This window comes from Rhizobium sp. Nf11,1 (assembly GCF_050587665.1).
Lineage (GTDB): Bacteria > Pseudomonadota > Alphaproteobacteria > Rhizobiales > Rhizobiaceae > Rhizobium.
Genome location: NZ_JBOBHU010000045.1, coordinates 1 through 12,763, shown reverse-complemented (window position 1 = coordinate 12,763; position 12,763 = coordinate 1). Strand labels below are relative to the sequence as shown.

Sequence of the window (12,763 nt, the reverse complement as noted above, 5' to 3'; positions counted from 1 at the left end):
TGAAAATTGGAGGGACGATGGGTCTCAGGTCAAGAGATCTAAGCCAGTCATGAAGAGGCAGACCGGCTGCGCCAGACGGGATCATGCCGACCGCACCGTGCGCATCACCCGCTGCAGGTGCGCCTCGTCGACGTCCGCACCGGCACGCACGACGGCCGCCAATGACGACCCGACAACGCGTTCCTTAATTGCCGCAGATTTCGGCTGCTGTTCTTTCACCAGACCAGAGCTTTGCTCACATCTCCACCAAGCTCCCGTCTCCATCGAAAGACCTGCGAAGTCAGAATACCGATCCGTCGAGCAACCGCCCAAATGTTCGCTCCCGGCGTGGACGCCTCCTCGACCGCAAAAGCCTTGAACTCGTCCGACCAAAAACGCCGCAACTGACAAGGTGAACCCTCAAGGCGTTCCGGCACAGCCTCAATCATATGGATCATTCTAGGACTAGCTATAGGCGCAGACATAGATGCTCGCAGTCTGTGAAATCGTCTCTCCGCCATACCGTACCCAACCCCGATGCTGATAGACGGGGTCTCCTTGTCGCTTACCGAGTTCCTGGGCGAGCCCGATGAGAAGGCCACCAGCCCCACGGAGCCTACAAGCTTCGCGCCCCGTCTGCGGGCCTTTCAAGCGTCTCGTTAAGGTCGTCTACGGTGAACATGACCTGGAGGTACTCTAGCGCGGTGACCGGCATTGGCACCTAACACGCCCGCAATGTCAGCCCCAGACCCCCTTGGCTGGCAACCTCCGCGGCTTACACAACTCAGGCTGCAAGCCGTTCTTGCAGGTTGTTTAGATAATCTTCTGCGTAGGTTTGCGCCATCGTTATCGGCAGATTGATCCCGGCCGTGGCCGCCTCTTCCAGTGCCTTCTTTACGAGCCCATTGCGAATTGCCAGCTTGACCTCGGGGCCTGCGATCAGGCTGAGCGCCTGCGCTCCAATACTGATGCCAGCTTGTTGCAGCGCCTGCTTCATATTGCCTCCGGTAATGGCTGTACGGAGAAGATTTGCCGCTTGCGCTTCGCACGCAAGAGCCATTGAAGCCGCGTCGGCCACTTGGCCTAAGACAGGAACGAAGCTCAACAAACCCACCGCGGTCGCAGCCCAATCGAGCACCGGCGAGGCCACCTTGAGCACATCGCCGACTGCGTGGATAAAGGCTCCTCCGTTTTTCTTGGGCGTTTTGGCATTAGGCTGGTCCGTCCGACCCATCATCATATCTGAGACGGCGTCCTGTTGTGCAGCGGTTTGGGGAGCATGAGCCTTCCGCTGCTGAACGGTGCGGTTCGCTGACGACATGCTGTCGCAAAAATGTGCAAAGTCCTTTTTGCTGATGTCACCGGAATCCACCGTGTGTCCGCCGCCGAAGTCGAAGAACGAATTATGGGTCTTATAGCCCGTAATCGTATTGTTTAGCAGACCAAATAATAGAGGATCTGAGAGTAGTTGCGAGGCTGCTTTCTGCACTTTCGGATCACAGTGCTTATCCTCTGCCATGCTCGCGAGCTTGTCACGAGTGAGATCACCACTTCCAAAGAAGGCGTCCTGATTGCCTTTTATCGATTCAATTGTGTCGAGCTCGGTTTGCGTGAGACTCATTGCCGATGAAGCAACCTGCAGAAAGTCCTCTTTGTGCACCTGGTCTATCGCACCACCGTATAACTGCTTCCATTCGCCCGGGCGCTCGACGAAGTACTGAGCCGCCGCAATGACCTGAGGCGGACATTTGCCCGTTTTCGCTTCGCCTTCGACGATCCGCTTAAACTCAGCAACACTGAGGTTCTTCGGCAGGTTTTCGGAGTACCGGTAAAGCTCGCGTAACGCATCGTTCCGTGTCATGGCCGACGGATCGGGATTCCCAGTGCTGTCGGATGAAATGTAATTCTGCGTATAGCTTTGCGCCTGAATCTCCAGAAATGCAGTGATTTGGGAATGGTGGCTACAGAATGCCGACAAGTCTTGAGCTGTAAATCTGCCGCCGCAGCGGCCATCACCCTGCGAGCCGATAGCATAAAAGAGCTCTGGATCCTGCTGCAATCCCTCGATAGCCGCTTTCAGATCTGGCGGCGTTGAGGGATCATTCGCTTTGTCTCCCAGCGATTCCCACTTGAGCGGACATTGGTCCTTATGACGGTTTAGCACTGCTACAATCTGTAACTCGACTGAGGTGAGCGTCCCGCCGTTCCACTTGATTCTCTCGCTTTTTACGGGCGTCGTTGCGACTGAAGGAGATTCGATCGGTGAAGTTTCCGGGCGCTGACCCATTGATTCTAGTGCCGCCTTCATATGTGGCGGCAGCAGGTCCAATGGGTGCCGCGTCAATTCCTCCAGCGACGACCCGGCTGTCGGCGACAGCGATTCCGACGCATGCTGGCACAACCGTTCCAAAGGCAATGCGAGGCTCCGGAGCGCGAACTGACCGGTCCTGTCTTCAGGCCGGCAAATGGAAAGCATCGCTTCGAAGTTCTGCTGAGTCTTACCGAGCGCGGGTACTGAACCATACCAACCCCGTGCGGACTGCGAAAAAACCTTGGCGATATTGTTTGACATTGTGGCTCCTCGGACGAGATTGCAATCCCCTGGGAGATGCAAGATTAGTTCACGAACGTTGGCAAAACCGGGCATTGAAGAGGTCGCTGCATTTTCGCCGCGCCGTGCTTAGTTGCCCCGCCAGATTAGGGCTCTCAGGTTCATTCTGGCACTCAATGGCCAGTGATTGTTGGAGATCCTGAATTGGATCATGAGCGGGTCAGCTTTCGAGAACCTGACGAACCAATGCGAATTCACTTAGGACTGCTGTTGATTTACGTTTTTTCCAGAAACCGGGGCATATCCATCGATGTCATTTCCGGTTCAGCTGAGGCTTCTCGGCAGCAACACCATCCTGTTGCGGCACGTCAGAAGAATATGCCGCTTCGGGTCGTCCACCGCGCACGACCATGGTCGAGGAGCCCCGAAACAACAACAGCAAGGGTTCCTCACTCGGTGCCGGCGCGACATTAGGCTGCGCTTGCGCCTCCGCAAGAAGGCCGTTGAACGTCTCCTCCACGAGCGCGAGGAAGCGCGGTGGACCAGAAACCAAAACGAGGTCACTTCCCGCCGCGGATTTCACGACAAAGCGGTCATCTAAGATGCCGAGCTCATCGAGGGCCGCCTTGAACGCATCGAAGCGAATCGGGGTCAATACAAACATCTTAGAATGCGCTTCTTTGGCGGCAGATACATAGAGTACAAGCCCATCATAGTACCATTGTAGATCGTACAGCTTACTCAAGCGATCGAGGAACTCCCGCGGTGGCAAATCGGGCATACGTCCGCGAATCCGTCCCCTCACCTCGGCGCTGATACTGACCCTGATATTTAGGTTATTTCCGAATTGCTGCAGCGCAGCAGCGAGATCCTGGTCCAACACCGTATACCTATAGGGTGTAGAGGGGAGCGATAGAGGGGCGCCGACGGCTGTATTTATTCCGGCCGAGAGAAGAATCCCGACGCAGAGAACTCTCGTCAAATTGTGCAGGATCGTGGATAGAATGAACGATGTGGACATCTCGTCGTGATAATCGAACGGCCGAAACTCTCACAAGTACAAAAATCGCTAAGTTGAGTTTTTAGATAATGACGCGCTCTCGTCAGCTTATAGTCAGCTCACCTCTCTAGGTACAGGCGCAACAGCTGGTGATCGCCGGCTAAACGCAATCCACGCGAGACGCAAACAATCGAGTCGTTGCATTATGCTGCCTGTTAACTCAATCTCTGCCAGTCTGATTGACTTTGTTCCCAAGGTTGCTTCCCCCTCGTTGGGAGAGCAGGCTCAATTTGAGCGCGCGCTAGCGCAGGCGGCCGCCTCTACGAAAAATGATACCGGATTGTCGCCAGCTACGGCGGCGCCAGTTCCTCCGCAGTTGGATGTCCAGCGCGCAACTCCACAGCCAAGCTCGCCCGGCGACCGCGTGCTCCAAACTCTTTCTTCGATGTACCGCGAGCAGACGGTTGGTTCTGCCGCGCTTGACCATCAGGTAGGTCTTGCAAAAAGCGCTCCACTCCGGGCGGCACAGAGGCTCCCTGTCGAAGGTGAGACGCCGGCAAGATCGGCGGGACCCGATTTCGGGTCGACGATCTCTAATCTACGGGATCTCTACAGTGGCGTCACCACAGTTTCTCTAATTTCTAAAGGTGTCAGCGGCATCACCTCATCTGTGAACACGCTAATAAAACAAGGATGAACCGCTCGTATGATTGGCTCAGCACTTGGCGAAATCCGGCATAGCCGCCTGTCGGGTCTTCGTTCGCTTCGTTTGGTCGTTCTGCCACTTCTCTTCGCCTTGAGTGGTTGCAAGACCGATCTGTATACGCAACTGCAGGAGCGCGAGGCGAATGAGATGCTCTCGCTTCTAATCGACAACGGGGTTGATGCGGTCCGGGTTGCCGCGAAGGATGGGACCAGCACGATCCAGGTCGACGAAAAGCTGCTTGCGTTGTCAATCAACCTCTTGAATGCCAAGGGGCTACCCCGCCAGTCGTTCAAAAACCTCGGGGATATTTTCAGCGGATCAGGCCTGATCGCCTCGCCGACCGAGGAGCGTGCTCGTTACATCTATGCCCTAAGCGAAGAGTTGTCGCGTACTATCAGCGACATCGACGGCGTCTTGTCAGTACGTGTTCATGTCGTTCTGCCGAATAACGATCTGTTAGGTTCGGATGGCACGCCATCCTCGTCCTCGGTCTTTATACGGCACGACGCCAAATCGAATCTCCCAGTTCTCCTGCCGAAGATAAAGTTGTTGGTCGCCGACAGCATCGAGGGCCTGTCCTACGAAAAGGTGGAGGTGGTTTTGGTGCCAGTGGAACCGTCCGGACCTGACTACCGGCGCGCTCCGGCGACTGTTTCAGCCCAAACATCCAGCTCTTTTCCACCGCCACTTCTGCCAATCGTGATGGGTGTTGCCGCAGCTGCATTCGCAGCGGCGTGCTATCAATTAGTCGGTGGTCTAATGCGTCGGCCCAAGCAATCATCGGGCCAACTATCCAAGGTCGAAGGTTCCTCCGGGGCTTCCGCTGTCGAGGCCATTCGCAAAAAGATCAGCGCATAGGTAATAATCCCAATGTCGATACCGATACAGGCTGCCGGACTCCATCGGTCCCTCCAACTGAATTCCATGTGGCTAAACGACCTTGCTGCTATGGCTCACCCGACTCGTCTTGCCGCTCGTCTTGACCCGGCGTTGTCCGCTGCGACGTTGGAACAGTTGCAGAAGCGTCCCAGGCTGCAGCCAAGACTGGCGGAGTTGCTGTTTGATAATGAATTGCATTCGGACGGAACCGGCCTTGGGCCAGATCTGCTCCGCGGACATGATCCGCGTCGGACTGCTATCCTTGCCGGCAGTATTTGGCATGCCCGTTCGCTGTTGAAGCTTGTCTCAAAGCCCCACCTGACTGCGCTTATTGACCATATCGGCGCTGATGCCCACGCGTTCGGAATTCGGCATCTGGCGCAGGCGATCGCAACCAGCTTGATCGCTGATCCGAACAGGCTCGCGCAGCAAATCGAACACGATGGACATGCCTGCCTTGGAGCTTGGCTCAATGACAGTTCCGCGCTTGAGCGTAGCTGTGTGCTTCTTCGATTGCCGGTCGGGACCGCTGCGGAGAATCCTTTGCCCGAACACAGTAAAGCCTCCGGGCAATTGTTTGCGCTTGTCCTCGCCCATCTTGATACGGAGCACCCGACGAAATGACGGGAGATTATTCCGCCAAGCTCGTCGCGCCGCAAATGCGCCCGGTTGGGCCACTGATCCCGGCGAGTGAGCTTGAAATCTGGCATATCGCCGCAAAAGCGCGTGACGCAGCACAACGGTATCAACAGCGGGTTCGGAGCTGGGCACGCGAGGCCTACGAGCGTGAGCGGGCGCTCGGCCATGCCGAGGGCTTGAATGCAGGGGCCGAGGAAATGGCTAGGATAATTGCGCAGGCAGCCTCCGATGTGGCGCGACGAAAGGCGGTCCTCGAGCAGGAATTGCCGCAGCTGGTGATAGAGATACTAAACGATCTTCTGGGCGCTTTCGATCCGGGCGAGCTGTTGGTGAAAGCTGTTCGCCACGAGATTGAGCGCAAATATACCGGCGTGGAAGTTTGCCTCCACGTGTGTCCCGCGCAAGTCGATATGCTCGCGCGCGAATTTGCGCGTTGCGATGGGCGGGAAGGTCGGCCGAGGGTGCGGATCGATCCAGATCCGACTTTATCGCCCCAACAATGCGTGCTGTGGAGCGAGTACGGCAATGTAGATCTTGGACTTGATGCACAGATGCGCGCGCTACGCCTCGGCTTCAGGCCGTATTCTGAAGAAGGAGAACTGTAATCACGCCGCTATCACAGCATAAAAATCTCGCCGGCAAGCGGAGTCTCGTTTCTGCGATCTCATCTTTGAGGTCCACAGCAAAGCAGATCGACACGCGTGTCGTGCGCGGCCGGATCACGCGGGCTATCGGTACACTGGTCCATGCCGTCTTGCCAGACACTCGGATTGGGGAACTTTGTCTTCTGCACGATACGCGAACCGGCCTGTCGCTCGAAGCCGAGGTGATCGGCTTTTCGGACAATGGCGTGTTGCTCACGCCGATCGGTGACCTGGTAGGCCTGTCCAGCCGCTCAGAAGTCGTGTCCACTGGACGCATGCGTGAAGTGCCAGTCGGGCCCGATTTGCTTGGCCGTGTGATTGACAGCCGTTGCCGCCCACTTGACGGCAAGGGTGAAATCAAAACCTTCGAAACTCGACCGCTGCACGGCAGGGCGCCCAACCCAATGAACAGGCGCATGGTTGAGCTCCCATTCCCGCTCGGGGTTCGTGTTCTGGATGGTCTCCTCACATGCGGCGAGGGCCAGCGAATAGGGATTTATGGCGAGCCTGGCTGTGGCAAATCGACGTTATTGTCGCAGATCGTAAAAGGTGCCGCCGCCGACGTTTTCGTAGTCGCGCTCATAGGCGAGCGTGGACGTGAAGTTCGTGAGTTCATCGAGCGTCATCTTGGAGAGGCGGGCCTCCGTCGTACGGTCGTTGTGGTTGAAACCTCCGACCGCTCGGCAGTGGAGAGGGCGCAATGTGCTCCTATGGCGACCGCGCTCGCGGAGTACTTTCGCGAACAAGGGCTACGCGTCGCCCTCATGTTGGACTCGCTGACGCGCTTCTGCCGCGCCATGCGCGAAATTGGCCTTGCTGCGGGCGAGCCACCGACCCGGAGGGGCTTTCCTCCCTCCGTGTTTGCCATGCTGCCAGGTCTCCTTGAACGTGCCGGTATGGGTGAGCACGGCTCAATCACGGCCTTTTATACTGTGCTTGTCGAAGGTGATGGCACAGGCGATCCAATCGCGGAGGAATCGCGGGGCATTCTCGATGGCCATGTCGTCCTCTCACGCGCTATCGCTGCGCGGTCGCATTTCCCAGCTATTGATGTGCTGCAGAGTCGCAGCCGAGTCATGGATGCGGTCGTTTCTGGGACACATCGCAAGGCAGCATCTTTTTTCCGTGATCTCCTCTCGCGCTATGCCGAGTCCGAGTTTTTGATCAAAGTCGGCGAGTACAAGCAGGGCGGCGATCCGTTAACTGACCGAGCTGTCGCTTCGATTGGCGACCTGAGGGAATTTTTGTGTCAGAGCGAAGGCGAGGCGTCGGATTTTAAGGAAACGGTCGCATGGATGTCGCGTCTGACCGCGTGACTCGTGTTCACACTTCGAGGTTGCGGCTTCTTAAGGATATGCAAGAGCGTAGTGCCTTTAGAGAGCTGTCCGAGAAGCAAGCCCAACACGATATGGCCACCTTAGCCTTGCAGAATGCCTCCCAGGAGCTTGCAAACGCACAGCAACATTTTGCACGGGCCGAAGCGGCGCTCTACGAGGAGCTGATGTCCCTTGACAAATGGTCTAGCGCAGCACTCGACCATCACCACCTTCAAATTGAGCGGCTTGCCGCTGAGGTCTCTTCGAAACGTCAGATGCTCGACGATGCGCACATCGCTCAAAAAGAGGCCGAGGCAGTGTTATCTAAGATGAGAACCGTGTGGGTCAGACGTTCGGCCGCAAGCCACAAATGGCAACAAATCGAGGACGAAGTCAGGCGCGCCGTCGAAACACAGTCCGAGGCGGCAGGCGAGATAGAGGGCGACGATGAGATATCGCTTCGATATGGCAGTTTTGCTCGCCCAGATGTCGCGCGATCAGACCCGATGATGGGAGCTTCTCTGGAAACGCTATACCCCAGCCTTGAGTCGCCTTGGTAACCACAGTGGTCAGACCTGCTATATTTGAACCTGCGCTAACACTGTCCCACGTGGTCGTCTCGTGGCTCAATGATGTTGCCGCTTTCCGCAGCCCCTTTCAGAGCTGGATTAGCGAGAAGCCGCTGTCGGTGCGGATACAAGGGCTTATTTGGCAGCAGAAACCTTCTGCCATTCCGATGCTTGACTGTGTTTGGCGCTTGGGAACTGAAACGATCGTCTTATCGCTGTCACGAGGCCTTGTTGAGGCGCTTATCGCGACGGTGCAGAGCGGTCTTGCATTCCCTTCCGACCCAACTGCTTCACTCATTCTCGAGCTTGCACTTGAGCCGCTTGTCGCTCGATTAGAGGATCGGACGCAGCTGGATGTGCAGCTCTTGAAGGTGCGTGAGGCTTTGACAAAGGCTCCTTGTCTGGAACTTGATATCGCCTTCGGCTCAGTCAATGGCAAGGGCCGTCTATTCCTGTTTTCTCCCCTTGATGGCTTGGTCCCGCCTGCATTCCACGCCTTAGGCGAACTGCTTGGCCAATTGCCCCGACAGCCGCGCGAGCACTTCCCAGAGCTACCGGTTGCAGTTGCAGGAAGAATCGGCACGCTTTCCGTTCCGGCAGTGGTTCTTCGCAAGGCATGTATCGGTGATGCTCTGTTGCCAGACATATCGCCGTTCGGCCACGGCCAGATCACGCTATCCGCGGGCCAGCTATGGGCCTGTGCAGATATTGAAGGCGACGACCTCATCCTGCGGGGGCCCTTCCGCCCACTATCATCCCCCTTGGAGACTGTGCATATGACGACACAACCCGAATTACAGCGGGATCCCTCGGAAGCCGATCTCGATGATCTCGAGATCGTGCTTATCTTTGAATGCGGCCGCTGGGCTATGCCTCTAGGCGAATTGAGGAGTGCGGGCGAAGGGCATATTTTCGAACTTGGTCGGCCGATCGATGGTCCGGTCGACATATTGGCCAACGGGCGGCGTATCGGGCGTGGCGACATCGTGCAGATCGGAGATGAACTGGGCATTAGGCTGCGCGGCAGGTTGGCATGCTATGACTGAGATTCAACCAGCGATTCTGTCGCTTCTCGCGATTACAGCCGGAATCGGCCTGCTTGTTTTAGCGCTCGTCACAACCACGGCATTTATAAAAATCTCAGTTGTTCTCTTCCTGGTCCGCAATGCGCTGGGGACCCAGACAATCCCACCGAACATCGTGCTTTACGCTGCGGCACTCATCCTAACAATTTTCATCAGCGCACCTGTAGTCGAACAGACCTATGATCGGATGGCCGATCCAAAGTTCCACTACCAAACGTTCGACGACTGGGTCAATGCCGCCAAAGAAGGGCGTGAACCGCTGCACGATTACCTTAAGAAGTTCACAAACGAAGAGCAGAGCCGCTTTTTCCTATCTTCGACGGAAAAAATTTGGCCAGGGGAGATGCGCGACAGAACCACCCCGGATGATTTTGCCATTCTGGTACCGTCTTTTCTAATATCAGAACTCAAGCGTGCGTTCGAAATAGGTTTTCTTCTCTACCTTCCCTTCATCGTGATCGATCTTATTGTAACGACAATCTTGATGGCGATGGGCATGTCAATGGTATCTCCGACAGTCATATCTGTCCCGTTCAAGCTCTTTCTATTTGTCGCTATTGATGGTTGGTCGAGATTAATGCACGGACTTATTTTGAGTTACGCCACACCTGGAGGTTGATCATTACTCAGTCCAGCATTGTTACTTTTATGAACCAGTCGTTGGTGGTTTTCATGATCTGGATTCTCCCACCGCTCATTGCATCAGTGATTGTTGGCCTGGTCGTCGGGATCATCCAGGCGGCAACGCAAATCCAGGATGAAAGCTTGCCACTTACCGTGAAGCTTTTGATCGTTGTGGCGGTGATCAGCCTGTTTGCCCCTGTTCTGAGCGCTCCGCTCGTAAGGTTGGCCGACCAGATCTTTGCGGAGTTTCCCACAATGACCCCAAGCTACCAGCCTAGATCGTGATTGCGTCCGAAATTCAATCCCTGATCCATGGGGCTATTGAGCTCGTCCTCGCAGCCGGCATAGGCGCGGCCCGCGCAATGGGCCTCATGATGATTCTTCCTGTATTTACACGGGCTCAAATAGGCGGGCTCATCCGCAGCTGCCTGGCTGTAGCCTTCACGCTCCCGTGTTTTGCACACGTCAGTCACTGGTTGCAGACGCTGGATCCTGAGACACGTCTGATTCAAGTAACACTACTTGGAGTTAAGGAGATCTTTGTCGGCTTGCTACTTGGCATTTTTCTTGGCATCCCGTTATGGAGCCTTCAGGCCGCCGGTGAGCTTATCGACAACCAACGCGGCATCAGCAGCCCATCAGCTTCGTCAGACCCCACAACGAACAGTCAGGCTTCCGCTATGGGAATTTTTCTCGGGATCACGGCACTGACGATCTTCGTGGCGTCGGGAGGCCTAGAAGGTGTGGTCAGTACTCTCTATGGAAGCTTTCAGATCTGGCCTGTATATCGATTTCACCCCACGTTCACCGCGCAAGCAGCTATGGAGTTATTGAGGCTCCTGGATCACACAATGCTCACGACCTTGCTGGTCTCTGGACCCGTAGTGTCCTTCCTTCTGTTAGTTGACATATCAATGATGATATTGCGGCGCTTTGCGCCGCAGTTCAAGTCCAGCCAACTGTCACCAATGATCAAGAATATCGGGTTTCCGATTATTATGATTGCCTACGCTGCCTATCTCATCGAGGGGATCAGCCTGGAGATCACACAAGCGAATGGCGCGCTTGAGTGGATGGACAAGCTGCTGAAATGAGTGACACGAGTGAAGAGAAGACACACGCCGCCACCCCGCACAAGCTAAACGAAGCGCGCAAAAAAGGGCAGATTGCGCACAGTTCCGATTTCGTCCGTGCGGTCGCCACTTGCGCTGGGTTCGGCTACCTTTGGCTGAGAGGGAGCGTCGTACAAGACAAATGCCAGGAAGCGCTACTAGTAGTCGACAATCTGCAGAATCTGCCCTTCAATCTAGCGGTCCGGCAGGCACTGGTCCTGCTGATCGAACTCACATTCGAGACGGTTGGACCACTGCTTGGAACTCTCGTCGCCGCGGTGATTTTGGCCGGGCTCATAGCCAATGGTGGATTTGTCTTCTCACTGGAGCCGATCAAGCCCAACCTCGAGAAAACTGACCCGTTTGAAGGGCTTAAGCGCATGGCCTCTGCACGTTCTGCAGTGGAAGCCGGCAAGACGCAGTTCAAAGTGATGGTCCTGAGCGCGAGCTTTCTCCTCTTCCTTCTCGGAACGTGGAAAACGATGGTCTATTTGCCTATCTGCGGCATCGGCTGTATCGGTCTCGTTTTTACGCAGGTGAAGCTGCTGAGCGCGATTGGCGCCGCTGCGCTTTTGATCGGCGGACTTATCGATCTGCTGTTGCAGCGTGCTTTGTTTCTGCGAGAAATGCGCATGACAAAGAGCGAAGTGGCGCGCCAGCTCAAGGAACAGGAAGGCACGCCGGAGCTGAAGAGTGAACGACGTCGCCTACGCGAGGAGTCCGCGCACGACCCTCCCCTTGGCGTGCACCGGGCCACGTTGGTGGTGAGGGGGAAGGGCATACTCGTTGGTATGCGTTACGTTCGCGGCGAGAGCGGCGTGCCCGTCTTGGTTTGCCGCGCCGCGGGCGAGGCTGCTTCAGAATTGTTGAATGAAGCGCGGGCGCTACGCGTCTATGTTGTCGATGATCATGTGCTTGCGCATCAGCTCATCAGCACAACGAAGCTGGGCGACGCCGTTCCTGCGCAATGTTTCGAGTCTGTCGCCAAAGCACTCTTTGCCGCTGGCGTGGTATAGATGTGACCACCGCCTTGGCCGGCCAATGTCGGCCGCATGATTTCGCCGCGATACGGCGCGCGATGGGCCGATCCTAGTCTTTCAAGGGTAAGCGGTGTTCCCGGGTCACGGTTTGACGCTGGCTGGGGTCTGACCGATACCAGCCGATTCATCGGCCCGTAACGCTTTCTTGATCTCGATAGCAGCATCAACGAAACTGTCGAACTCTTCTGCATCGAAAGGGTAATATTGATAGTTGCCCGATGCTTTAGAGGCTAACACCACATAGACGCCGCCGCTTCTGCTATCGCGTTTAATACGCAAGGACATAATGCAACTGCCGTTCATAATTTGAACGTCTGATTGTCGGATTATCTTTCCAGTCACCACTCTCTTCAATGATTTAAACAGTCCCGCCATCTAACCCTTAGAACTCCAACAGCAATATAGTCAGACCTAGCTCGTTTCTCATTGGTATCATCGTGTACAGCGAAACGAAAGCTTAGCGGTTTATCGCGACGCTTTCATTTTACGGCTCAGGTTGTGCTCGGAGGGATAGGTCCATGGTAGAAGAGTGTCGATCTGACTGTTCGGGTTGCCGTTGACGATCTTGGTGAGCACATCGATGAGATAGCCGAGCGGTTCGACATCGTTGAGCTTGGCG

The 12,763-nt window shown here is 55.8% G+C and carries 16 protein-coding genes and 1 pseudogene; 10 read left to right on the top strand and 7 right to left on the bottom strand.

Annotation, left to right across the window (positions count from 1 at the left end; translation table 11 throughout):
- Positions 1-215: 215 nt before the first annotated feature.
- From ACQ7C1_RS31155 to ACQ7C1_RS31140, 4 genes and pseudogenes are all read right to left on the bottom strand, one after another.
- A complete protein-coding gene (locus ACQ7C1_RS31155) occupies positions 216-428 on the bottom strand; it encodes a transposase (protein WP_430961140.1) in 213 nt (70 codons plus the stop codon).
- A gap of 118 nt (positions 429-546) precedes the next feature.
- Positions 547-691: pseudogene (locus ACQ7C1_RS31150) on the bottom strand (VOC family protein); the annotation flags it as partial.
- A gap of 72 nt (positions 692-763) precedes the next feature.
- Positions 764-2,551: an HrpF/NolX family T3SS translocon protein gene (locus ACQ7C1_RS31145; protein ID WP_430961136.1), complete on the bottom strand. Its 1,788-nt coding sequence runs from the start codon at positions 2,549-2,551 to the stop codon at positions 764-766.
- A 292-nt stretch (positions 2,552-2,843) separates the two neighbouring features.
- Entirely contained in the window at positions 2,844-3,551 is a 708-nt protein-coding gene (locus ACQ7C1_RS31140) for a nodulation protein NolW (RefSeq protein WP_430961135.1), read from the bottom strand.
- Between the two features lie 184 nt (positions 3,552-3,735).
- Between ACQ7C1_RS31140 and ACQ7C1_RS31135 the strand changes: the two genes are divergently transcribed.
- Entirely contained in the window at positions 3,736-4,227 is a 492-nt protein-coding gene (locus tag ACQ7C1_RS31135) for a nodulation protein NolB (protein WP_430961134.1), read from the top strand.
- A 9-nt stretch (positions 4,228-4,236) separates the two neighbouring features.
- Positions 4,237-5,094 (top strand): type III secretion system inner membrane ring lipoprotein SctJ, encoded by an 858-nt coding sequence (gene sctJ / locus ACQ7C1_RS31130; protein WP_430961133.1) that lies wholly within the window; start codon positions 4,237-4,239, stop codon positions 5,092-5,094.
- A gap of 327 nt (positions 5,095-5,421) precedes the next feature.
- Here the strand turns inward: sctJ and ACQ7C1_RS31125 are convergent, their stop codons facing one another.
- Positions 5,422-5,712 carry a hypothetical protein gene (locus ACQ7C1_RS31125; RefSeq protein ID WP_430961132.1) on the bottom strand — a complete coding sequence of 97 codons (291 nt, stop codon included), beginning with the start codon at positions 5,710-5,712 and terminating at the stop codon, positions 5,422-5,424.
- 23 nt (positions 5,713-5,735) lie between these two features.
- Here ACQ7C1_RS31125 and sctL point away from each other — a divergent pair, with 23 nt between their 5' ends.
- Genes sctL through ACQ7C1_RS31085 form a run of 8 tightly spaced genes read left to right on the top strand, consistent with a single transcriptional unit; the run spans position 5,736 to position 12,120 of the window.
- On the top strand, positions 5,736-6,359 hold the full coding sequence (sctL, locus tag ACQ7C1_RS31120; RefSeq protein ID WP_430961131.1) for a type III secretion system stator protein SctL: 624 nt from the start codon (positions 5,736-5,738) through the stop codon (positions 6,357-6,359).
- Positions 6,359-7,714 (top strand): type III secretion system ATPase SctN, encoded by a 1,356-nt coding sequence (gene sctN, locus ACQ7C1_RS31115; protein ID WP_430961139.1) that lies wholly within the window; start codon positions 6,359-6,361, stop codon positions 7,712-7,714. Before sctL ends, sctN begins: the two co-directional genes overlap by 1 nt.
- Positions 7,690-8,274 carry a hypothetical protein gene (locus ACQ7C1_RS31110; protein ID WP_430961130.1) on the top strand — a complete coding sequence of 195 codons (585 nt, stop codon included), beginning with the start codon at positions 7,690-7,692 and terminating at the stop codon, positions 8,272-8,274. Before sctN ends, ACQ7C1_RS31110 begins: the two co-directional genes overlap by 25 nt.
- The gene (sctQ, locus tag ACQ7C1_RS31105) at positions 8,268-9,329 is read left to right on the top strand and encodes a type III secretion system cytoplasmic ring protein SctQ (RefSeq protein WP_430961129.1); all 1,062 of its coding nucleotides are present in this window, start codon (positions 8,268-8,270) and stop codon (positions 9,327-9,329) included. The genes ACQ7C1_RS31110 and sctQ overlap by 7 nt, the downstream gene beginning before the upstream one ends.
- Positions 9,322-9,987 (top strand): type III secretion system export apparatus subunit SctR, encoded by a 666-nt coding sequence (gene sctR, locus ACQ7C1_RS31100; protein ID WP_430961128.1) that lies wholly within the window; start codon positions 9,322-9,324, stop codon positions 9,985-9,987. The genes sctQ and sctR overlap by 8 nt, the downstream gene beginning before the upstream one ends.
- A gap of 29 nt (positions 9,988-10,016) precedes the next feature.
- A complete protein-coding gene (locus ACQ7C1_RS31095; protein ID WP_416068726.1) occupies positions 10,017-10,277 on the top strand; it encodes an EscS/YscS/HrcS family type III secretion system export apparatus protein in 261 nt (86 codons plus the stop codon).
- Positions 10,271-11,086: a type III secretion system export apparatus subunit SctT gene (gene sctT / locus ACQ7C1_RS31090; protein WP_430961138.1), complete on the top strand. Its 816-nt coding sequence runs from the start codon at positions 10,271-10,273 to the stop codon at positions 11,084-11,086. The genes ACQ7C1_RS31095 and sctT overlap by 7 nt, the downstream gene beginning before the upstream one ends.
- On the top strand, positions 11,083-12,120 hold the full coding sequence (locus ACQ7C1_RS31085; protein ID WP_430961127.1) for an EscU/YscU/HrcU family type III secretion system export apparatus switch protein: 1,038 nt from the start codon (positions 11,083-11,085) through the stop codon (positions 12,118-12,120). The genes sctT and ACQ7C1_RS31085 overlap by 4 nt, the downstream gene beginning before the upstream one ends.
- 105 nt (positions 12,121-12,225) lie before the next feature.
- Here the strand turns inward: ACQ7C1_RS31085 and ACQ7C1_RS31080 are convergent, their stop codons facing one another.
- Together ACQ7C1_RS31080 and ACQ7C1_RS31075 are read right to left on the bottom strand one after the other, a co-directional pair.
- Complete coding sequence (locus ACQ7C1_RS31080) at positions 12,226-12,519, bottom strand: hypothetical protein (RefSeq protein WP_430961126.1); 294 nt, start codon at positions 12,517-12,519, stop codon at positions 12,226-12,228.
- A gap of 90 nt (positions 12,520-12,609) precedes the next feature.
- On the bottom strand, positions 12,610-12,763 hold a 154-nt coding region (locus ACQ7C1_RS31075; protein ID WP_430961137.1), incomplete at its 5' end, for a transposase domain-containing protein.